The following is a 21,611-nucleotide window of genomic DNA, read 5'->3' as shown; positions in this document are numbered from 1 at the left end:
TCAACATCCAGGAAATGAACTAATCCCAGAGCCGATAATGATCAAAAACGGTGAAACTATCAAATGGTGGCAACCCTCACATTCCGGAGAACCACCATGTCCACCGCCACCTTCGGACCCCCGCCCCCGGCCGCGCCCTCCGCATCGGCATCTGGGCCGCGCAGGTCCTCCTCGCCTTCGTCTTCATCTCGGCGGGTCTGGTAAAGCTGACCACGCCGATTCCCCAGCTGGCCGCGATGATGCCCTGGGCCGGCCAGTATTCGGAGACCTTCGTCCGCTCCATTGCCTTGGTCGACCTCGCCGGCGGCATCGGCATCCTGCTGCCGGCCCTGACGCGGATCCTGCCGCGGCTGACGGTGCTGGCCGCGCTCGGCTGCGCGGTGTTGCAGGTCATTGCGCTGGTCTTCCACCTCTCGCGCGGCGAAGCTGACGTTGCACCGCTCAACGTCGTGTTGCTTGCGCTCAGCCTGTTCGTGCTGTGGGGACGCAACGGCAAGGCGCCGATCGCGCCGCGTCAGTTCTGATCGACGGGAACGCCGCACCATGATCTCTGCCAATGGATGGTCTCGCAGGGGGCTGCTGGCGGGCGCATCGATCCTCACGGCCGCCGGCACCGCCGCGGCCAAGGAGGATCGCCTCACCGAGGGCGTCGTGATCCTGATCGACAGCAACGAGCCCTATGTCATGGGCCACGCGATCAGTTACTCGGCCAATCTCGCCAAGCACTTTGCCGACAAGGGCGCGAAAATGCTGATCGAGGTCGTGGCCAACGGCAAGGGCATCGACATCTTCCGCGCCGACAAGACGCCACTGATCGAGCCGCTGGTGACGCTGCGGCAATCGCTGCCGAGCCTCAGTTACAGCATGTGCGCCTCGTCCAAGGTGATCGCGGAAGCCAAGGAGCAAGTCTCGATCCCGCTGATTGCGGGCGCGAACCTCGTCCCGTTCGGCATCGGACGCGTGGTCGACCTGCAACTCAAAGGCTGGGCCTATATTCATGCGTGAGAAGCCTCGCGCGTTGTCGCGGCGATCGCTCCTGATCGCCGCGCCGGCCTATCTCACTGTCCTGCGCACCGCCGGCGCGCAGGACAGCTGGCCGCCGGTGTTCGAAGCTGGCCGCAGCCAGTTCACAGTGGTGCGGCCGCACGCGTTGATGCCACAACTGCGGCTTCAGGACCCGCACGGCAAGGACGTCGTCGTGGCTGCCAAGCCGGGCAGTATCACCCTGGTGAACTTCTGGGCCACCTGGTGCGCGGCCTGCAAGCTCGACCTGCCCATGCTGGCAAGCCTTGCGGCCTCGCGACCCGAGCGGCTTGACGTGGTCGCGATCTGCACTGACACCAAAGACCTGCGCAAGGCCCGCACATTTCTCGGCGGCCTCTCGTTGCAGAACCTCGCCTGCTATGTCGATGCTCATGGCGCGGCGGCCCAGGCCTCGACCGAGATGTTCTCGATCGTCGGCATGCCCATCACCTATCTCGTCGGAACGGGCGGGCGCGTCGAAGGCTACATCACCGGTGCGCCGGACTGGCTGTCGCCGGCGGGCACGCGCCTGCTGCAATACTATCGCGAGCAGAGCTAGCGCCGCCTCAGTTCGGATGCCACCAGCGGCCGCCGATGACGACGCCCTCCGAGACAATCTTGCGGTCGCCGATCAGGTGCTCGCCGACGACGTCCTCGTAGTCGAACTGGCCTTGCTTGACCGTAACAAGCGTGGCGTCGCCGACGCAGCCGGGTTTGAGGCTGCCGAGCTCGGGACGCCGCAGCGCCATCGCCGCGTTCACCGTCGAGGCCGCAATCACGTCGGACAGCTCCATGCCCATGCACAGGAACTTCGACATGGTCGTGACCTGGTCGAAGGCGGGGCCGTCGATGCAGAGCTGGTGGATGTCGGAGGAGATGGTGTCCGGATAAAAGCCGTTGGCGAGCATCGCGCGCGCGGTCTTGAACGCGAATGAGCCCTTGCCGTGGCCGATATCGAACAGCACGCCGCGCTCGCGCGCGTCCAGCACCGCCTTCTTCACCGTGCCCTGCGCGGTCGCCGGCGTGTTCGGAAAGGGGCGGAACGCATGGGTCAGCACGTCGCCGGGACGCAGACGTGCCAGCACCTCCTCATAGCTCGGCGGCGGATGGTCGATATGCGCCATCAGGGGCATGCCGACCTCGTTGGCAACCTCGAGCGCAATGTCGAGCGGCACCACCCCCGACGTGCCTGAGGAATGCAGGCCGACGCGCACCTTGATGCCGACGATGACATCGCGGTTGGCATCGGCCACCTTGGCCGCCTCGATCGGATTCATCAGCCGCAATTCCTCGCTCTCGCCGACCATGATCCGGTGCGAGAAGCCGAAGATGCCGGCATGCGAGACGTGCAAATAAGCGAGGATGCGGACCTCGCTCGGCTCGATCACATGCTTGCGGAAGCCGGCGAAATTGCCGGGTCCAGCGCTGCCGGTGTCGACCGCCGTGGTGACGCCGGAGAGGCGGCAGAACTCCTCGGCATCGATGCCGAGCGAGGTGCCGCCCCAATAGACATGGGTGTGCAGATCGATCAGTCCCGGCGTCACGATGAGCTGCGAGACATCGCGCACCTCGGTGCCCGGGTCGGCCTTGAGGGCGCCGCCGACCGCCGCCACCTTGCCGCCGGCAAAGGCGACATCGGTCACGGCATCGAGCTTCTGGGAGGGGTCGATCACCCGCCCCCCGCGCAGGATCAAGTCGAAAGGCATCGTCGTCTCCGGATGAGGCAGTGAGGTGCGGCGGCATCGCAGCCGGGCCAGCGAGGAAGGAAGCCGTTCGCTTCTAGCAATATTCACGCCGAATGGCGCGGCAAACCGTAACGGTGGCCCATGAAAAAATGGGGATCCCGGGAAGATTCGAACTTCCGACCTGCGGTTTAGGAAGCCGTAGGCGGGGGATCACCCCGCCGTCGAGCTTCAGTCGTGGCCTTGTCGGAGGATCCCCCAAAGGATCCTCCGAGGCAGTTTGTCGAGTACCAGCTTGTGCTGGCTGACCGTCCCTTACGCGAAGTGGAAGTCGTGGCTGTTCAGCTTGTCGAGCTGCGTGTTCTTCAGCGTGAGGGTGTCGCTCCCGGTCGCGATCACGACGTCGTGGCCTGACTGGGCCGCGTGGGAGAGAACGCTCGCAAAGCTGTCGAACACGCTCTTGCTGAATTCGATCGTGTCGTGCGTGGGTCCACGGGCAGCGAAGTCCTTGATGACGTCCTGGCCGAAGTTCGACGCAAACGCGAACGTATCCGCACCCGCCTTGCCCACCATGACGTCGTTGCCGGTGGTGCCGGTCAGCGTGTTGCTGCGGCCCGAGCCGATGATAGCCTCGCCCGAACTGGTGCCGACCACGTGACCTGTGGTGTCGACCTGTTCCGCGGTGAAGGCATGAGACTTGCCCGACAGGTCGGAGGTCTGGAAGCTCCACTTGCCGTCGGCATTCGTCGTGGCCGAACCGACCGAGGTCGTGCCGTCATACAGCTTGATCTCGCTGTTGGGATCGGCCGTGCCCTTGATCGTCGCGGTGTGATCCCAGTGCTGGCGCACATTGGTAACCTCGACGGTCGCAGCGTCCTTGGTGCCGCCATGACCAATCGGCGGATCGATCGGCTGCGACAAGGCGCTGGTGTTGCCGGCGGCATCGGTCGCGGTCGCGGTGAAGGTGTGGGACCCGTGCTTGAGATTCGGGGTCGTCACGCTCCAGTCGCCATCACTCGCGACGGTCGCGGTGCCAAGCAGGGTCGTGCCCTCATAGAGCTTGATCGAGCTCCCCGCTTCCGCCGTACCGGATACCGTTGCGCGGTTATGCGTGGTGGGATCGCTCAACAGGATCGGAGCATCGGGGGCAGCGCTATCCACCGTGACATCCAGCGCAGCCGATGCCTTGCTGGTGGCGCCGGAGACCGTGTCGGTCGCGGTGAAGCTGTGCTTGCCGTCAGGCAGTGCGACGGTGGTGTAGTGCCATGCTCCGTTCGCATCCGCCGTGACGGTGCCGAGCTGGGTCGTGCCGTCGAGCACCTTGACCGTGCTGTTGGCAACCGCAGTCCCCGCCAGGGTCACCGTTTTGTCGCTCGTGATGTGATCACCGGCGGTGCCGGTATCGCTGGAGAACGAGGCGATCTTCGGCGCGGCGGGCGCAGTGGTGCCCGAACCGGTGGAGCCCGGGGTTCCAGAACCGACGACCGCATCCACAGCCGCCGACGCAGCACTGACGTTGCCGGCAACGTCGGTCGCCTTTGCCGTCAGGGCGTGCGAACCGGCCGACAGTGCGGACGTCGTGACGCTCCACGCGCCGCTCGCGTTGGTCGTCGCGGTGCCGACCTGGGTCGTTCCGTCGAACACCTTGATCGCGCTGTTCGCTTCGGCAGTCCCCGACATCACGACCTGATTGGCGGTGTTGACGGTGTCACTCGCGATCGTCGGTGCAGCTGGCGCCTTGGTATCGACGGTGACCGCCACCGCAGCCGATGCCACGCTGGTTTGCCCCGACGAGTTGGTCGCGGTCGCCGTCAGCGTATGCTTCGCATCGGTCAAGACCTTGGTGATGTAGTCCCAGCTTCCGGTCGAAGTCGCGGTCGCCGTGCCGATCTGCGTCGAACCGTCATAGACTTTCACGGTGCTGCCAGCCGCGGCGGTACCGTGCAGCGTGATCTGACTGGCGTCAGTGATGCCATCGCCAGTCTTGCCCGTATCGGGTGACCAGGATGCGATGCTCGGCGCTGCCGGGACATCGGGCGTTGCGGGGGGCGTCGGAGACGACGTCTGCCATCCCGTGCCGAGTTCGTCGTTGTTCGTCAGGACGGGCGTGTTGTTCCTGAAGTAATAGTAACCCCACTTGCCCTCACCAAGTTCGTTGTTGGTGAACGAGACGCCGGAAATCTTGTCGGTGCTGCTGAAGCTGCCATCGGAGTAAAGGGTATAGCCGCCCCCTGCAAGATAGTTGCCGTCCACCTGAATGTTGGAAACCGGACCGAAGTCATTATTGATCATCACGGCCGAGACGTAGCTGTTCTCGTTGATGACGGTGTTGTGCCGAATGATGACGTCTGAAACGCCGCCGTCGATCTCGATGCCATCATAGTGCGGACCACCCAATGACGTGCCGAGACGCACATCGGGCGCATTCATGGCATGGATATAATTGTCCTGAACGAGGCTCGACCCGGTGACAATAATACCATTCTCCACGTCATGGATATCGTTACGCAGGAATGTGCCTGACCCGACGATGCCGTTCGCACCATCCGGGCTGCTTCCAACATTTAAAATCTCGCTGTCCTTGACGACAGTTCCTGTAATGCCGTCCTTGATCCAGATCCCTGTCCAATCGCTGGACGTGATGCGACTATTCTGAATCGTGACGTTATCGGCGAGGACCGAAATCGTGCCTTTGACATCGAGAGCGTCGATGACGGTACCTGGTTGAGTGACAGTTATATCGCCCGATGGAGTCAGGATAACGCCATCAGGAAGACCGGTGCTATTCGCGTCTGGAAATCCAGCAATTGCCATGTTTGTTCATCCCCTCTGCAATGCACGCGCAGACTGAGTCTCTTGCGCATACGGTTCGATATGTCGCGGCTCAGTCCAACTCGACTGGTTCTTTGCCGCCCCATCGGGAGCGTGTTCGAATTCGCACGCGCCTTTTTTGAGACGATTCATTGACCCGAGGATGGAGTTTTTAAATCGCGCAGCCGCAGTTCCCGCCGCCGTCCAAAATTAATATTATCACTGGACTGAGAATTAATGATCGCAATTTAATTTCGATCGAGCGCGCTATTTAAATCGGCGACGAACCTGTGAGGTCTTCGTCAACACCAATATGTATTGCGCCCTCACGTCGCGTGCCTTCGCTTCGCCAATCATCGACGGCGGGCTGCACACATCAATCGGCGCCGCCGACTCTAGCGACGTCGCGGACGCCTGCCCGAACCTCGTCTCTCGAAACGAGAATGACTTCCGCGGATTTCCGATCTCTGCCGAGGGGCGTCCGGCCACACGGCCATGACGTCCTGCGTGCCGGCTCGCGTACACCCGTGACCATACGCCTGCAGTTGGCAGGGAGGCCCCAGGGCTGTAATGACCGGCAAGAGACTATGAAGATTGGCGATCCCGGGAAGACTCGAACTTCCGACCTACGGTTTAGGAAACCGTCGCTCTATCCGGCTGAGCTACGGGACCGCGGAACCCGCAAGTCAGGCGGGTTGCCTGGAGGTGTACATATCAAAGCGGAGACGGGATCGGAAGCCCTCCACGTTGCCCAATACGAAGGGCTGCCGCTCGGCCTCACGCCTTGATATTGTTGTCCTTCACCACCTTGCCCCAATAGGCGACCTGCTTGTCGAAGAAGGTCTTGAAGGCCGCGCCGTCCTGGAGCAGCAGCCTCATGTGCTGGGTGTCCTTGAGCTGGGCGGCGGTCGCGGGCTCGCTGAGGATTTCCTTGGACGCCGTCGCCATGGCTGCGACGATATCGGGCGGCGTGCCTGCGGGCGCGAAGATGCCCCACCAGGCCAGCGTCTCGAAATCGGGAAAGCCCGCCTCGATCGCGGTCAGCGTATCCGGCAGGGCCGGCAGCCGCTCACGGCCGAGCTGCAGGATCGGATGCAGCATGTTGGTGCCGAGCTGGGCGGCGACCAGCGCGGCCGATCCCGCGATGAGATCGACATGGCCGCCGAGCACGTCGTTCATGGCCGGACCGCCGCCGCGATAAGGCACGTGCATGATCTCGACCCCGGCCTTGCTGCCGAGCACGGTCATGGCGAGATGGCCGAGCGTGCCGATGCCGACGGAGGCATATTTCACCGCGCCCGGGGTCGCCTTGCAGGCGGCCACCACGTCGGCAAAGCTCTTGTAGGGGCGGCCGGCGCCGGCCGCGATCACATAGGGTGCGGTGCCGATCAGCAGCACCGGCATCAGCTCACGCTCGACATCGACCGGCGGTTTGTCGAGGATCGACGGAATCACCGCGTGGGAATCGAAGGTGACCAGGAACGAGGTGCCGTCGGCCGGGCTCTTGGCGACTTGAGCCGCGCCGAGCGCGCCGGCGGCGCCGGACTTGTTCTCGACCACGACGATGCGACCGAGCTTGGTTTGCAGGCTGGCCTGCAACAGCCGTGCCATCGCATCGGTCGAGCCGCCCGGCGGAAACGGCACGACCAGCGTGATCTTGCCAGCCTGCGCCGCCGCCGGTGCCATTGCGAGAATGGCCGGTGCAGCCAGCAGCGTACGTCGTGTGATCGTCATGGTCCCCTCCCTTTTTGCTTTCAGCGCCCGGCTTTTGCTCTTTGGCGCTACAGCATGATCCGGAAAAGTGTGCAGCGGTTTTCCGATAAGATCATGCTCAAGAAGATACCCTAAGCGCGAAGCGCTTAGGTCGTCCCGAAGCCCGACCCCGCTTTTCTGTATTCTGGCCGAGGCGGACTGAAGATGTCCAGCACCCGGGCCCCATTGGGGCCGGCGCGCATGGTGTGCGGCACATTGCCCGGCGTGCGCCAGAAATCGCCCTTCTTCACGGCAATCTCCTCATCGCCCTGGACGCGGATGGCCGAGCCGTCGAGCAGCACGCCCCATTGCTCCTCGGGATGATGGTGCAGCGTGCCCTGCGCATGCGGCGCCAGCGTCACCACCGACAGCATCGCCTGCTCGCCGGAGAAGATGCGCGTAGTCACCCCCGCCGCGAGCTCGCGAAACAGCCCGTCGCTGGTGTCGTCGATATTGTGGAATTCTTCCCTCTGACTCACGCCATCCTCCCCTTCGTTCTCGCCTGATCAGGACTTGCCATACGAGCCCTGGTAGCGGCCCTCGCGGATCGCCTTCATGGTCTCCTCCTCGCGCGCGACCTGGGCGCGGACGGCTTCGAGCAGCGCCGCGGCGCCGGCGGCGGGAAACGACACCACGCCATCCTCGTCGCCGACCACGATGTCGCCGGGCGAGATCACGCTGCCGCCGATCGTGACAGGCACGTTGATCTCGCCGGGGCCGTTCTTGTAGGGACCGCGATGGATCACGGCACGGGCGTAGCAGGGAAAGTCGTCGGCCGCGAACGCCGCGACATCGCGGATCGCGCCGTCGATCACATAGCCCTCGGCTTTGCGCCACTGCGCGATGTTCTTCATGATCTCGCCGACCAGCGCGCGGGTCTCGTCGCCACCGCCATCGACCACGATGACGTCGCCGGGGCCGACCAGCTCGAGCGCGCGGTGGATGGCGAGATTGTCGCCGGGGCGGGTGCGCACCGTGAAGGCCGTGCCCACCAGCTTAGCCCCGCGGTGATAGGGTTTTAGCCCGACCGCGCCGGGCAGCCGCGCGAGATTGTCCGAGATGACCGAGGTCGGCGCACCGCGAAAGCCCTCGATGATCTCGGCCGGCGGCTTCGGCACGCTGTTGGCTGCGATGGTAATGGTCATGTCCTGGAGTCCTTCCGTCAATCAATCGGCGTGCGCCCGCGCCTTTGCCGGCCAAATCCGGAAGGCGCGCCCTTCCTTCATCCACGTTGCGCGCTCGTCGCGCAACAGCGTGCGGCGGACTTTTCCGGAATCATCGCGCGGCGGGGCGCCGACGATCTCGAAGCTTTCCGGATGCTTGTAGCGGCTGAGCCTGTCCTTCAAGAACTCCGCCATGGCGTCGGCGATCGCCTGGCCGTCGGCATCGCCCTCCGGCTCGATGATGGCATGCACGCGCTGGCCCAATTCCGGATCGGGCAACCCGACCACCACGCAGGAGCGCACGCCGGGAGCCTCGGACACGGCAGCCTCGACCTCGGCCGGATAGATGTTGGCGCCGCCGCGCAGCACCATGTCGGCGAGGCGGTCGCCGAGATAGAGATAGCCTTCCGCATCCAGCCTGCCGATATCGCCGAGCGATTCCCAACCATCGCTGCGGCGCTTCGGCTCGGCGCCGAGATAGTGATAGGTCGCGTCCCTGCCGTCGTTGTTGAGGAAATAAATCTCGCCGGTCTCGCCGGGCGCGACGTCGTTGCCGTCCTCGCCGATGATGCGCAGCTTCGCCATCTCGCCGATCTTGCCGACCGAGCCCTTGTGCGTCAGCCATTCCGTGCCGGAGATGATGCATGAGCCTTGCCGCTCGGTACCGCCATAGAGCTCCCAGACCCGCTCCGGCCCGAGCCAGGCGATCCAGTTCTCCTTCAGCCAGGGCGGCATCGGAGCTGCCATGTGGAAGACGGTCTGTAGGCTCGACAGATCGTAGGCGTTGCGCACCTGCTCCGGCAGCGCCCAGATCCGGTGCATCATGGTCGGCACGAAATTGACCCATTGCACGCGCTCGCGTTCGATCTGCCGCAGCGTCTCCTCGGCGTCGAATTTGACGAGACCGGTGAGCTGGCCGCCGGTGAACAGCGCGTAGTGCGACACGATGAACGGCGCATTGTGGTAGAGCGGACCCGGATTGAGCAGCGAGACCCCGAAGGGGATATTGAGCGGCGGCGCGGCGACCGTGTCGGTCACGGCCGGCTGATGATCGAGGATCACCTTCGGCCGGCCGGTCGAGCCGCCCGAGGTCATGGCCTTCCAGTAGCGCGCCACCGGCGGCGTCAGCGCCTGGTCCGAAAATCCTTCCGGTACGAAATCCGCCGGGAGGCGGTTCGGGGCGTTCCAGTCGGCCTCGCCGCCGACCACCAGCGACGGCCTGAGAATGTCGAGCACGGCCGCGGCCTCGCCGCGCGGCAGCCGCCATGACAGCGAGGTCGGCGTCGCACCACACTTCCACACCGCAAAGGAGGTCTCGAAGAACGTATTGCCGTTGGGCAGTCCGATTGCGACGAAATCGCCGGGCTTGACGCCTTTGGCCATAAATGCCCGCGCGCGCCGGTTGGCGCCGCGCTCGAGCTCGTCCCAGGTCAGCGTGTCCTGCCCGTGACGGACGGCGATCGTGCCATGTGGTTTGCGTTCAGCGTACCAGCGCGGCACGTCGGACAGGGGCAGCAGCATCGGGCGTTTCCATTTCGTTTTCTTGGCGTCTTTTTTGGCGTCGCCTCAGATGAGGCGCTCGCAAGGCGAAGTGTAGCAGCCCGCCGAGGCGGCGCTGTGACTCATGCGCCACGTCAAGCACAAAATGTCAGCATCCCAGCCATGAAATTCCCGAGTTCCATGGGTGACAAGCCGGCGATAAAGAGGCAAAAATCTGGCTCGACTCAGTTCGGGTTGAGTTTTGCAAGGAATGCTCTCGTAGAATGTCGTCCGTGATAGCATTGCGTCGTGCGGCGCTGGTTCTCGTTGCCGCGGCAGGATTTTTCCTGCTGACGCACGCGCATGCCCAGGCGCAATGGTGGAAACGCGCGCCGGTCGATTTCGAGGAATGCGCCGACGCCGCCGAGAAGGCCGCCACCAAGTCCGAGAAGACATCCGCACTTGCCGATTGCAACGCCAAGTTCGCCGGCCGCCGCAAGGCAGGCGGCGGATACTCCTATTACGACTTCCTGCAGGATCGCACCTTCGACATCGCCGGACCCAATCCGACGCCGGAGGAGCAGAAGAAGATCGACGCAGCCTATACCGCCTATCTCGCCAAAGAGCGCCGCAGCAACGAAGCGGCCGAGGCCGCCGCCCGTCAACAGCGCGAGCAGCAGGAACTGCAAGCGCGGCAACTCCAGCAGGTCGCGCTGCGAACCGACGTCGCGCGCGTGCCCGTCCCGGTCGAGCGGCCAAAGGTGCAGCAGACCGTCGGTCAGCGCTCGAAGGGCGCGTGCACCAAAGGCTCATTCTCCTGCGAATGGCCGCGGCTGTCGGAAAGCTTGAACGATCTGAAGAAGCTGTTCAATCCGACCCCGAGCAAGCCGGCGAAGAAGGGCTGAGCTACAGCCGTCATTGCGCGATGATCGTAGGGTGGGCAAAGGCGCAAAGCGCCGTGCCCACCACCCTGGCAAGACAAAGAAGTTGGTGGGCACGCTCCGCTTTGCCCACCCTGCGACAGCGGGTGCGGAGCGTCAGTTCGGTTGCTTCTTCTTGCCGCGCTTCGATTTGACCGTTGGCACATCCACCGGCGCAGTCGTCGGCGAACTGCCCAACTGCGACCTGCTCTCCTGCAACCGCCTATCATAGCCGGGCGAGTTCACGACCGTCGGCGGTCTCGCAAGAGCGAGCGTCGATGCGCCGCAAAGCGCGGCAAGCGCGAGCCCGATCATCAAGCTACGTTTCATCGATCCCTCCTTGCACTCAAACCACCGCGCGAATCTGCTGCGGCGTCAGACGCGGCGGACCGTTGCCGGCTGCCTCGGCCTGATTGATCAGCGCAACAATGCGGCGCATCAGCGGCACCTCGACATGGTTTTGCTCGGCGAGCACGATGACGGCGCCCTGGAGATAGTCGATCTCGGTCTTGCGTCCCTGCTTCAAATCCTGCCACATCGAGGAGCGCGCCTCGGGATCGATCTTCATGGTCCGCCCCAAAATCGCGTTGAAGATCGTGTCGGGCAGCCGCAGCAAGGCCGGCGTCCAGTTCATCGGGATCGGCGTTGCCGAGACCGGCGCGATGCCGGCGGCCTTCAGCGCGGCGAGCCCCTCGGCCATCTGGTCGGCGAACAGCCTGCGCCAGTCGCGGTTTGACAGTTGCGCGGCGAGCGGCAAGTCGGACAATGCGCTGAGCGCATTGTTGAGATTGATGATCAGCTTGCCCCATTGCACGCCGGTGATGTCACCGCTCGCGCGCACCGTGAGGCCGGGCACCGAGAGCGCCGCGGCCGTGTTCCCAGCGTCCTCTCCGACATGGATGTCGCCGGAGGTCGAGCGGTGGAAACGGCCCTCGCCCATCGCGATCACATTGAACGGCACCATGCCCGCGAGCACGTGGCGGCCACCGAGGCGGTCGCGCAGCACCGCGATATTGCCGATGCCGTTCTGCAGCGAAACGATGACGGCATCCTCAGGCGCATGCGGCGCGATCTGATCCGCGACATCGGCGGTGTCGGCGCTCTTGACCGTGACCAGCACGATGCCGGCGCTGTGGAAGATCGCGGGGTCCTCCGACAGCGCGAGCTGCCCTGCGCCAAGCTTCGTCTCGGAGCCGTCGAAATCCGTCAATCGCAGGCCGAACCGCTCGATCTCGGTCTTCACCCGCGGCCGCACCAGCAGCGCGACACGGCGGCCCGAGGCCGCCAGCATGCCGCCGACGAAACAGCCGATGGCGCCCGCGCCGGCCACCACGATCGGTCGATCCGTCATCACCTCGCCTTGCTCCCTGAACGACCCGCCCTCGATAGCAGAGGCGAGGCCGGCAACCAATCGCGGCGCATCCGCCTTGTAACCGTCATGAGAGCCCCATATGTTTTCGGCCCGGGGGCAGCCAGCGGCGAGCGCTCGCCGACGAGACGCCAAAGGAGAGCACCATGGGTCTACTCGACGTCCTCAACGGCATGCAGAACGGCCCCCGCGGCCCCTCCACACCCAGCTCCGAGAAGTCCTCCGGCGGCATGTCGCCGATGACCATGGCGATCATTGCCCTGCTTGGGTGGAAGGCCTTCAAGCATTTGACGGCAGGCCAGCCCGGCGCGGCGCCTGCCCCGCAGCAGCGCTCTCCGCTGCCGCCTCCGACGCCCGTGAATACCGGCAGCAGCGGCGGCCTCAGCGATTTGCTCAAGGGCGGGCTCGGCGGCTTGCTCGCCGGCGGCGCGGCCGGAACCGTGCTGAGCGGCGGCCTCGGCGATCTCCTCAACCAGCTCCAGCAGGGCGGCCACGGCGAGGCTGCGAACTCCTGGGTCGGCAAGGGCGAGAACAAGCCGATCGCGCCCGGCGACCTTGCAAGCGCACTCGGCGCCGACCAGATCGAGAGTCTGTCCGCCCAGAGCGGCCTGCCGCGCGACGAATTGCTCAACGGCCTCAGCCAGTATCTGCCGCAGGTGATCGACCATCTGACGCCGGACGGACGGCTGCCGACCGAGACCGAGCTCTCCGGCAAACTTTAATCGGACGTTGATCGACGCGCTTTCGGGAAGGGGAGCACAGTCATGAGCATGGGCGGCCTGTTGTGGATCATCGTCGTCGGCTTCATCGCCGGCCTCATCGCGCGCTGGCTGGCGCCGGGACCGAACAACCCGAGCGGCTTCATCCTCACGACCATCCTCGGCATCGCCGGCGCGTTTCTCGCGACCTTCATCGGTCAGGCCATCGGCCATTACAGCCCCGACCAGGGCGCCGGCTTCATCATGGCCACGCTCGGCGCGGTGGTGGTGCTGTTCATCTGGCACCGGCTGGTGGCGAGCGGCGTGATCAAGGGGTAGGCACTGTCACGAAGCGCTGATCTCGCCCCTCAAACTCCCTGTCGTCCCGGACAAGCGAAGCGCAGATCCGGGACCCATAACCCCAGGGAGTGGTTTGGCGAAGACTCGGAGTGACCAGAGTCGCGCGGCAACTTCTCCCTGTGGTTATGGATCCCCGCGTTCGCGGGGATGACAGCGGAGATTGGAGCGCGATCTCACGTAATCAAATGCATCCCCGCATCCATGCGCACGACCTCGCCGGTCATGTTGCTGGAGGCCGGCATCGCCAGGAAGCAGACGAGCTGCGCGATGTCCTCGGCGGTCGACGCGACCCTGAGCGGCACCTTCGCCACCACGCTGTCGCGCACCTGCTTGGCGCCGGCTTCGCCGCGGCCCTTGGTGAACCAGGGCGTGTCGATATAGCCGGGGCAGACCGTGTTGACGCGGATCAGCGGCGCCAGCGCGCGCGACAGCGAGAGCGTCATGGTGTTGAGCGCGCCCTTGCTCGCGGCGTAGGCGATCGACGAGCCGACGCCGCTGATGCCGGCGACCGAGGACACGTTGACCACGGCGGAGGGCCGCTCCGAGGCCTTGGCACCGGCTTCGAGCAGGCTGCGCGCGGCACGCACCATCTGGAACGGGCCGATGGTGTTGACACCATACACGCGCTGGAAATCTTCAGCCGACAATCCGTCGAGATCGGCATGGGCGACATGCTTGGTGGTGCCGGCATTGTTGACGAGGATGTCGAGCCGGCCCCAGGCGCTGGCTGCCGCGACGATCTTGCGGCAATCGTCGTCCTTTGAAACGTCGCCCTGCGCGACCAGGACTTCCGGAGAGCCCGCCTTGCGGCAGACGTCCGCGGTGGCCTCGGCTTCTTTCTGGCTAGAGGAATAGTTGATGACGAGCCGCGCCCCGCTTCGCGCGAGGATTTCCGCGGTTGCTGCGCCAAGTCCGGATGCGGACCCCGTCACGATTGCGCACAGACTATCTTTGGCCATCCGGATTTCCTTCCCCTGTATCTGATGCGAGCCTTAAGTCGCTGGCCTTGTTTAGCGAGTTTGCCGCGCCCTGCAAATCAAGCAAACTCCGCTAAGCGGAATTAGCCTCCTATTGATCCTTGCCCCCATGCCCGCGCCGCAGGTTGACCTGCGATCAACGCTTGTCAGGGCCATGGCTTTTTCGGATCATCGGGCGCAAGAAGACCTGCGCGGTTCGCTCCACCAGGCGGGACGCGCCAACGGCAAAACACGGGGAACGCTGTGGCGGAGAGTGATAACATCGTCGTCGAGACCGCGGAGAAGATCTTCGCCGATCTCGCCGATCCGCAAACCATCAACAACGACAAGAAGGATTCCTGGCAGGCGCCGCTGTGGCGGGCGCTGAGCGAAGCCGGCCTGCCATTGTCCTGGGTGCCCGATGATCTCGGCGGCTCCGGCGCGAGCCTTGCCGACGGCTTTGCGCTGCTGAACGCCGCCGGCCGTTTCGCCGTCGCGGTGCCGCTGGCCGAGACCATGCTGGCCGGCTGGCTGCTGGCGCAGGCGAAGATCGCATCGCCCGAGGGCGAGTTGACGGTGCTGCCGGCCTCGCCGAAGGATCGCATCACCCTCGATGCCGATGGCTCGCTTTCCGGCCGCGCCCGCGGCGTGCCCTTTGCGAAGGCGGCAAAGCATTTTGCGGTGCTGGCGCACGGCAAGGATGGCGTCTCGATCGCGCTGGTCGATGCCGGCAAGGTCCGGATCGAGTCCGGCCTCAATGTCGGCTACGACCACAGCGACACCGTGACGCTCGACAAGGTCCAGCCCGTCGCGCGCAAGGCCGCGCCCAGGGAGTTTGACCAGACCACGATGATGCTGATGGGCGGCGTTGCGCGCAGCCTGCAGATCGCCGGTGCGCTGGAATCGATGCTCGACATCTCCGTGCGCTATTCCAACGAGCGCGTCGCCTTCGAGAAGAAGATCTCGAAATTCCAGGCCGTGCAGCACAATCTGGCGCGTCTCGCCGGCGAATCCGCCGCGGCCCTTGCGGCTGCGACCTCGGCCGCCGACGCCATCGCGAATGCGACGCGCTTCGACGACGAGGTCTATCTCGAAGCTGCCTCGGCAAAGATCCGCTGCGCGGAAGCCGCGGAAAAGGGCGGTGCCATCGCGCATCAAGTGCACGGCGCCATCGGCTTCACCCTCGAGCACATCCTGTACCGCTATTCGCTGCGGGCGCTGGCCTGGCGCGACGACTTCGGCTCGGAGAGCCACTGGGCCGTCGAACTCGGCAAGCTGGTCGCGACCAGAGGCGCCGACGAATTGTGGCCGCTCGTGGCGTCGCGCTGATCAGGGAGAGAAACACATGACCGCTGCACTCCGTTTCGATCCGATCCGCCTGCCCGAGAAGTGCGAGCAGCTGCGCAAGGAAGTGCGCGCCTTCCTCGCCGAAGAGATCGCCGCCGGCACCTTCGATCCGCACAAGCCCAATCGCGAGGACACCGACGCGCCCGAATTTTCCCGACGGGTCGGCGCCAAGGGTTGGCTGGGGATGACCTGGCCGAAGAAATATGGCGGCCAGGAGCGTTCCTTCCTCGAACGCTACGTGGTGACCGAGGAGATGCGCGTCGCCAACGCGCCGACCCGGCGCTTCTTCGTGGCCGACCGCCAGAGCGGACCGGTGCTGCTGAAATACGCGCCCGAGCACATCAAGATGGACATCCTGCCGCGGATCTGTCGCGGCGAGATCTGCTTTGCGATCGGCATGAGCGAGCCGAATTCCGGCTCCGACCTGTTCGCGGCAAAGACGCGCGCGACCAAGACCGATGGCGGCTATCTGATCAACGGCACCAAGATCTGGACCTCGTCGGCGCACATCGCCGACTACATGATCGCGATCTTCCGGACGTCGCAGCCGACCAAGGAAAACCGCCGTCACGGCCTGACGCAATTCCTGGTGAAGATGAAGCAGCCGGGCATCAAGGTGAACCCGATCGGCCAGATCACCGGCCAGTACGAGTTCAACGAGGTCGTCTTCACCGATTTCTTCGTGCCCGATGACCACGTGCTCGGCGAAGTCGACGGCGCCTGGAAGCAGGCGACGAGCGAGCTCGCCTATGAGCGTTCGGGCCCCGAGCGTTTCCTCGAAACCTATTACGTGCTGACCGAGCTCGTCCGCGCGGTCGGCCCGAACCCGGATACGCGTAGCGCCGAAGGCATCGGGCGCCTGGTCGCGCAGCTCCACACCATGCGGCGCATGTCGGTCTCGGTCGCCGGCATGCTGCAGGCCGGCAAGGAGCCGGTGGTCGAGGCCTCCATCGTCAAGGACATCGGCACGGTCTGGGAACAGCAGCTTCCCCACCGCGTGCGCGACCTTGCTGCTTTCGTCGAGGAGACCGCGACCAACCGCGAGACCTTGGAGCGGCAGCTCGACTTCGCCATCAAGACCGCGCCGAAGCTCACCATCCAGGGCGGCACCACCGAGGTGCTGCGCGGCATCATCGCCCGCGGACTTGGTTTGCGCTAATCATCAAAGGATCATCATGACCACATACAAGGACATCGGCGTCGAGAAGGTCGGGCACGTCGGCACCATCGAGATCCGCCGCCCGCCGCTGAACTTCTTCGACATCTCGCTGATCAACCAGATCGCGGATGCGCTCGACGAATTCGACCGCGATATCGAGATCCGCGCCTCGGTGCTCTCGGCCCAGGGCAAGGCGTTCTGCGCCGGCGCCAATTTCGGCGATCCGGCACGGCAGGCGCAGGAGGCGCGCGAGGCAGAGAAGAAGGGCGACCCCGCCGACAATCTCGGGCCGATCAACCATCTCTACATCCAGGCCGTGCGCATCTTCCGCGCCAAGAAGCCGATTGTTGCCGCCGTGCAGGGCGCCGCCATCGGCGGCGGATTGGGCCTCGCGGTCTCCGCCGATTTCCGCGTCACCTGCCCCGAAGCGCGTTTCTCCGCGAATTTTACGAAACTCGGCTTCCATCCCGGCTTCGGCCTGACGACGACGCTGCCGGAGCTGATCGGCAAGAACAACGCCGAGCTGATGTTCTACACCAGCCGCCGCGTCACCGGCGAGGAAGCCGTGAAATGGGGCCTCGCCAACGAGCTGGTGCCGCAGGACCAGGTCAAGGCGGCCGCGATGAAGCTCGCCGGCGAAATCGCCGAATGCTCGCCGCTCGGCCTGCTCTCCACCCGCGCGACGATGCGCGCCGGATTGGCCGATCGCGTCATGGCCGCGACCAATCACGAGCTCGCCGAGCAGACCCGGCTGCGCGCGACGGAGGATTTCAAGGAAGGTGTGAAGGCCACGGAAGAACGTCGCGCGGCGAATTTCAAGGGGCGATGATCACGGCGGCGCTAGCCGTATCACTCCACAGCGACCACAACCTCCCCTGTCATCCCCGCGAACGCGGGGATCCATAACCACAGGGCGAAGTTGTGGCGCAAGCTGGTCACTCCGCGTCTTCGCCAAACCGCTCCCTGTGGCTATGGGTCCCGGATCTGCGCGCGCTTAGGGCGCGCTTGTCCGGGACGACAGCGGCGGCTTTAGCGGCTTACTTCCTTCCCACCACCAGCGCATCGACGATCGTCACGCCCTGCCCCTCGGCGTGCACCAGCACCGGGTTGAGCTCGATCCCCGCGATCTCCTTTCCCTCCCGCGCGGCGAGCGTGGAGATATCGGCGATCAACCGTGCCAGAGCCGCAACGTCCGCCTTCGCCGCCCCGCGAAATCCACTCAGCAGCGGCGCCGCCTTCAGGCTCGCCAGCATCGCGCCCGCCGCCTCCGCGTCGACCGGCACGGGGCGGTAGACGACGTCGCGGAACAGCTCGGTGGTGATGCCGCCGAGACCCACCATCACCATGGGACCGAACGTCTCATCCAGCATCGTGCCGACGATGATCTCGACACCGCGCTTCGCCATCGGGCCCACCAGCACGCCTTGAATGGTCGCCTCAGGCCGGTGCCGGCGCGCATTGTCCAGCAGCGCCTCGAATGCCAGAAACACCTCGCCCTTGGTGGTGATGTTGACGCGCACGCCGCCAACTTCGCTCTTATGGGCGATATCAGGCGACTGGATCTTCATCGCCAGGGGAAAGCCGACGCGGGCGACCGCCTCGTCGAGCTCGCTCTTGTCTCTCACCAGCACCTCATCCGGCATTGCAATGCCGGCGGCGCGGAGCAACGACTTGCTGTCGGCCTCGGACAGGACCGCCGATTTCAGATGTACAGAAAGGTCGCGTGCCGGCAGCCGGGTTTCGTCCAGGGGTTTCGGCAGACTGAACTTGGCGAAGTCGACGAGCCGACGCATCGCGACGCCGACATGGGTGAGGCCCGAGAGTACCACGACGCCGGATTTGGCGAGCTCACGGCGCGCGAAGTCGGACGGCACCGTGTAGGAATAGAACACCACCGGCTTGTGCTGTGCCGATAGCACCGGCGTCAGTTCCTCTTCCTTGAAGGGCCTGCGCACCTCGCTCGACAGCGACAGCACCACCAGGATCGCATCGACCTCGTCCGAGGCGGCGAGGACGTCGACGCTCTTCTGCAAGCCGCCGGAGGTGACGCCTTGCGCGGTGACGTCGATCGGGTTGCGCGCCGTGCCATAGGACGGCATCAACTGCTTGATCCCAACCTGGACCTCTTCGGACAGCTCCGGCACCTGCAAGCCTTGCAGCGCCACCGTATCGGCGCCCCAGATGCCGGCACCGCCGGAAACGGTGACGACGGCAACGCGATCGCCCTTCGGCAGCGGATTGCTGGCAAGCACCGCGGCGATCGTCAGCGCTTCGTCCAGGTCGTTGGAGACGATGAAGCCGTATTTCGCGAACACCGCGTCATAGGCGGCCGACCAGCCGGCCATGCTCGCGGTATGCGAGGCCGCCGCGCGCTGGCCTGCGCCGGAGCGTCCGACCTTTGTCACGATCACCGGCTTCTTCATCTCCGCAGCGCGCCGGGCGGCGACCAGAAATTTGTCGACGTCGCGGATGCCTTCGATGAACAGCAGGATCACCTCGGTCGAGGAATCCTGCACCATGTAATCCAGGAACTCGCCGGCGCCGAGATCGGATTCATTGCCGGCGCTGACGACATAGCTGACAGCGATTCCGAGGGCCCGCGCCCGATGATAATAGGCAAAGCCGATGCCGCCGCTCTGCGCGACGATGCCGATCCGCTTTTTGGTGGCGACAAGCGGCACTACACCTGGCTTGACATCGACCGCCGGACTGAACGTCGCCGCCACGTGCTGCACCTGGCTGAAGAAGCCCTCGGCATTCGGCCCGGATATCCGCATGCCGGTGCGCCTCGCCAGCGCCGCGATCGCATCCTGCATCGCCGCGCTGTCGCCGCCCTCCTCGGCGAAGCCGGAGGAGATGATCACGGCATTCTTGACGCCGGCGGCGGCGCATTGCTCGAGCGCGGACAGGACGGCACGGGCCGGGATGATGATGACGGCGAGGTCGATGGGCGCGCCGATGTCGCCGATCGATCCGTAGCAGGCCAGCCCGTCGATATCCGCGTAGTTCGGGTTCACCGGATAGATCTTTCCGGGATATTCGTTCTTGCGCAGCATGGACAAGAGCCGCCCCGGGATCTTCTCGTGATCGCGCGAGGCGCCGATCAGCGCGATGCTGGCGGGAGCGAAGAAGCTGTCGAGCGGATGTGGCATGGCGGATGTGTCCTTCTTCGCAGAGACGTGCTCTCTCTCGCCGTCATCCTGAGGTGCGAGGCATGGGATGCAACGCGTCCCATGAGAAGCCTCGAAGGATGAACGGCCCCGCCGGTGGCCGTCGCCCTTCGAGGCTCGCCGAAGAGGCGAGCACCTCAGGGTGGCGGACAACGAGAAGACCATCAACCGACGCGGAACGTCACCCCACCCAACAGGAACTCGCTCCCGGCAACCGCAAGCCCCCTCGCCTTCGCGGCATGCAGCACGCTCGCCCGATCCGCCACCCGAAACTCGAGCGCGCTCATGATCTCGCTGGCGCCTTTCACGAAGCGGAAGGTCGCATTGGGCAGCTTCAGCTCGGCACCTTCAGGCGCAACGCCGATGATCTTGCCCCAGTGCTCGGCCAGGCCTTGCGGATCAGGGCTCTGCATCTCCACGCCCGTCAGCGCCTGCGTCACGTCCTTGCGGATGAATTTTTGCCAGTCCGGTCCTGCCGGCGGATAGGCGCCAAGAATGTCATCGCTGCCTTCGGTGTGGTTGAACTCGATGAAGGCGGCACGGCAGTCGCGGGGGTGGAGCTGGACGCCGTGATAGGGCGCATGATCGATGACGTTGGCGGTGCGCACGCCAAGCGCGTTGGCGTTGCGGCCACGCTCGTCGGGATCATTGCAGCAGAAGATCGCCATGTAGCCACCGCGGCCGCCGGTCTTCTCGATGAAGCGGCCGGCCGTGGTACCGCCCTTGAAGGGTGCCACCACCTCCAGCATGATCGTGTCGACCGGGAGCAGCGCATTCTCCAGGCCGTATTTGGCGACATTGCCGTCGCGATAGCACACGGCGAGGCCCATGATTTCCGCGATGTCGGAGATGACGGGCGCGAGCTGCGGCGCAACCAGGCAGATCTGCCGCAACCGCATATAGGGCGCCATGGTCAGGCGCCCCTGAAGGTCGGCTTGCGCTTCTCGACGAAGGCCTTGGCGGCCTCCTTGTGGTCCTCGGTGTCGCCGCAGCGGGTGTGGTGGATCGCCTCGCCGTCGAAGCAATCCTCCAGCGCCAGATGCTCGGCATTGTTGATGTTGCGCTTGATGAAGCCGAGCGCGATCGACGGCCCCTGCGCCAGCGACAGTGCCAGCTCGTGGGCCGCGGCGTCGATCTCGGCGTCGGGCACGACCTTGGTCACCATGCCGATCGCATGCGCTTCCTTCGCGGTGAGCACCGGCGACATCAGATAGAGCTCGCGCGCCCGCGCGCTGCCGAGCAGCTGGGTGAGAAAATAGGTGCCGCCGTAATCGCCGGAGAAGCCGACCTTGGCAAAGGCCGTGGTGATCTTGCAGGATTCCGAGGCGATACGGAGATCGCAGGACAGCGCCATCGACAGGCCGGCGCCGGCCGCGGCGCCGTCGAGCTGCGCCACCACAGGCTTCGGCATCTGGTGCAGGATGCGCGAGACCTCCATGCCGCGGCGCAGATTCGCAAGCTTCTGCTCGAACGGCAGCGGCGCGCGGCCCGCGGCCATCGACTTGACGTCGCCGCCGACGCAGAACGAGCCACCAGCGCCCTTGAGCAGCACCGCGCGCACCTCCGCATCGTCAGCCGCCCGCCGTGCCGCTTCGACCAGCCCGGCCACCATCTCGGGGTTGAGCGCGTTCTTCCGCTCCGGCCGGTTCATCGTGATGGTGAGCAGCCCGCCTTCGAGCTTTTGCAGGACCATGTCGTTCATGGGGCGCCTCCCTCGTTGTT

At 65.1% G+C, this 21,611-nt stretch carries 21 protein-coding genes and 1 tRNA gene; 9 read left to right on the top strand and 13 right to left on the bottom strand.

Annotation, left to right across the window (positions count from 1 at the left end; genetic code table 11):
- Positions 1 to 80: 80 nt before the first annotated feature.
- Genes CIT37_RS04035 through CIT37_RS04025 form a run of 3 tightly spaced genes read left to right on the top strand, consistent with a single transcriptional unit; the run spans position 81 to position 1,582 of the window.
- Positions 81 to 524, top strand: a complete 444-nt coding sequence (locus CIT37_RS04035) for a DoxX family protein (protein WP_095424482.1) — start codon at positions 81 to 83, stop codon at positions 522 to 524.
- A gap of 19 nt (positions 525 to 543) precedes the next feature.
- Positions 544 to 1,005 carry a DsrE family protein gene (locus tag CIT37_RS04030; protein WP_028143846.1) on the top strand — a complete coding sequence of 154 codons (462 nt, stop codon included), beginning with the start codon at positions 544 to 546 and terminating at the stop codon, positions 1,003 to 1,005.
- Entirely contained in the window at positions 998 to 1,582 is a 585-nt protein-coding gene (locus tag CIT37_RS04025; protein WP_028143847.1) for a TlpA family protein disulfide reductase, read from the top strand. Before CIT37_RS04030 ends, CIT37_RS04025 begins: the two co-directional genes overlap by 8 nt.
- 7 nt (positions 1,583 to 1,589) lie before the next feature.
- On the opposite strand, the gene CIT37_RS04020 is transcribed toward CIT37_RS04025, so the two are convergent.
- From CIT37_RS04020 to CIT37_RS03990, 7 genes are all read right to left on the bottom strand, one after another.
- Entirely contained in the window at positions 1,590 to 2,729 is a 1,140-nt protein-coding gene (locus tag CIT37_RS04020; protein ID WP_095424480.1) for an amidohydrolase/deacetylase family metallohydrolase, read from the bottom strand.
- A gap of 291 nt (positions 2,730 to 3,020) precedes the next feature.
- On the bottom strand, positions 3,021 to 5,519 hold the full coding sequence (locus CIT37_RS04015; protein ID WP_109866584.1) for an Ig-like domain-containing protein: 2,499 nt from the start codon (positions 5,517 to 5,519) through the stop codon (positions 3,021 to 3,023).
- Positions 5,520 to 6,111: 592 nt separating this feature from the next.
- Positions 6,112 to 6,188: transfer RNA gene (locus CIT37_RS04010), tRNA-Arg, on the bottom strand.
- Positions 6,189 to 6,293: 105 nt separating this feature from the next.
- A complete protein-coding gene (locus CIT37_RS04005; RefSeq protein WP_038947389.1) occupies positions 6,294 to 7,250 on the bottom strand; it encodes a tripartite tricarboxylate transporter substrate-binding protein in 957 nt (318 codons plus the stop codon).
- Between the two features lie 125 nt (positions 7,251 to 7,375).
- Positions 7,376 to 7,747: a dimethylsulfonioproprionate lyase family protein gene (locus CIT37_RS04000; RefSeq protein ID WP_038947388.1), complete on the bottom strand. Its 372-nt coding sequence runs from the start codon at positions 7,745 to 7,747 to the stop codon at positions 7,376 to 7,378.
- A 27-nt stretch (positions 7,748 to 7,774) separates the two neighbouring features.
- Positions 7,775 to 8,413 (bottom strand): RraA family protein, encoded by a 639-nt coding sequence (locus tag CIT37_RS03995; protein WP_038973561.1) that lies wholly within the window; start codon positions 8,411 to 8,413, stop codon positions 7,775 to 7,777.
- Positions 8,414 to 8,434: 21 nt separating this feature from the next.
- Positions 8,435 to 9,952 (bottom strand): AMP-binding protein, encoded by a 1,518-nt coding sequence (locus CIT37_RS03990; protein WP_095425353.1) that lies wholly within the window; start codon positions 9,950 to 9,952, stop codon positions 8,435 to 8,437.
- Between the two features lie 242 nt (positions 9,953 to 10,194).
- Between CIT37_RS03990 and CIT37_RS03985 the strand changes: the two genes are divergently transcribed.
- Positions 10,195 to 10,815: a hypothetical protein gene (locus CIT37_RS03985; RefSeq protein WP_038973549.1), complete on the top strand. Its 621-nt coding sequence runs from the start codon at positions 10,195 to 10,197 to the stop codon at positions 10,813 to 10,815.
- Between the two features lie 132 nt (positions 10,816 to 10,947).
- Here the strand turns inward: CIT37_RS03985 and CIT37_RS03980 are convergent, their stop codons facing one another.
- On the bottom strand, positions 10,948 to 11,160 hold the full coding sequence (locus tag CIT37_RS03980) for a hypothetical protein (protein WP_038947385.1): 213 nt from the start codon (positions 11,158 to 11,160) through the stop codon (positions 10,948 to 10,950).
- Positions 11,161 to 11,176: 16 nt separating this feature from the next.
- Positions 11,177 to 12,184, bottom strand: coding sequence for a 2-dehydropantoate 2-reductase (locus CIT37_RS03975; RefSeq protein ID WP_095425354.1), 1,008 nt, complete (start codon positions 12,182 to 12,184; stop codon positions 11,177 to 11,179).
- Between the two features lie 161 nt (positions 12,185 to 12,345).
- Between CIT37_RS03975 and CIT37_RS03970 the strand changes: the two genes are divergently transcribed.
- Entirely contained in the window at positions 12,346 to 12,921 is a 576-nt protein-coding gene (locus CIT37_RS03970; RefSeq protein WP_038947383.1) for a YidB family protein, read from the top strand.
- A 42-nt stretch (positions 12,922 to 12,963) separates the two neighbouring features.
- Positions 12,964 to 13,236: a GlsB/YeaQ/YmgE family stress response membrane protein gene (locus tag CIT37_RS03965; protein WP_080670147.1), complete on the top strand. Its 273-nt coding sequence runs from the start codon at positions 12,964 to 12,966 to the stop codon at positions 13,234 to 13,236.
- Positions 13,237 to 13,430: 194 nt separating this feature from the next.
- Here the strand turns inward: CIT37_RS03965 and CIT37_RS03960 are convergent, their stop codons facing one another.
- Positions 13,431 to 14,216 (bottom strand): SDR family NAD(P)-dependent oxidoreductase, encoded by a 786-nt coding sequence (locus CIT37_RS03960; RefSeq protein WP_028141824.1) that lies wholly within the window; start codon positions 14,214 to 14,216, stop codon positions 13,431 to 13,433.
- Positions 14,217 to 14,477: 261 nt separating this feature from the next.
- Between CIT37_RS03960 and CIT37_RS03955 the strand changes: the two genes are divergently transcribed.
- From CIT37_RS03955 to CIT37_RS03945, 3 genes are read left to right on the top strand one after another with little or no spacing between them, the layout of a single operon-like run.
- Entirely contained in the window at positions 14,478 to 15,542 is a 1,065-nt protein-coding gene (locus CIT37_RS03955; protein WP_095425352.1) for an acyl-CoA dehydrogenase family protein, read from the top strand.
- Between the two features lie 16 nt (positions 15,543 to 15,558).
- The gene (locus CIT37_RS03950; protein WP_018316466.1) at positions 15,559 to 16,719 is read left to right on the top strand and encodes an acyl-CoA dehydrogenase family protein; all 1,161 of its coding nucleotides are present in this window, start codon (positions 15,559 to 15,561) and stop codon (positions 16,717 to 16,719) included.
- A gap of 16 nt (positions 16,720 to 16,735) precedes the next feature.
- Positions 16,736 to 17,548 (top strand): enoyl-CoA hydratase/isomerase family protein, encoded by an 813-nt coding sequence (locus CIT37_RS03945; RefSeq protein ID WP_028141827.1) that lies wholly within the window; start codon positions 16,736 to 16,738, stop codon positions 17,546 to 17,548.
- A 208-nt stretch (positions 17,549 to 17,756) separates the two neighbouring features.
- Here CIT37_RS03945 and CIT37_RS03940 read toward each other — a convergent pair whose 3' ends face one another.
- From CIT37_RS03940 to CIT37_RS03930, 3 genes are all read right to left on the bottom strand, one after another.
- Positions 17,757 to 19,871, bottom strand: a complete 2,115-nt coding sequence (locus CIT37_RS03940; protein ID WP_095425351.1) for an acetate--CoA ligase family protein — start codon at positions 19,869 to 19,871, stop codon at positions 17,757 to 17,759.
- Positions 19,872 to 20,053: 182 nt separating this feature from the next.
- Entirely contained in the window at positions 20,054 to 20,800 is a 747-nt protein-coding gene (locus tag CIT37_RS03935; protein ID WP_028141829.1) for a VOC family protein, read from the bottom strand.
- Between the two features lie 2 nt (positions 20,801 to 20,802).
- The gene (locus tag CIT37_RS03930) at positions 20,803 to 21,591 is read right to left on the bottom strand and encodes an enoyl-CoA hydratase (protein WP_095425350.1); all 789 of its coding nucleotides are present in this window, start codon (positions 21,589 to 21,591) and stop codon (positions 20,803 to 20,805) included.
- Positions 21,592 to 21,611 lie beyond the last annotated feature (20 nt).

This window comes from Bradyrhizobium ottawaense, assembly GCF_002278135.3.
Lineage (GTDB): Bacteria > Pseudomonadota > Alphaproteobacteria > Rhizobiales > Xanthobacteraceae > Bradyrhizobium > Bradyrhizobium ottawaense.
Note: the sequence above shows the minus strand (reverse complement) of the source record. Positions and strands in the feature narration are given on the sequence as shown.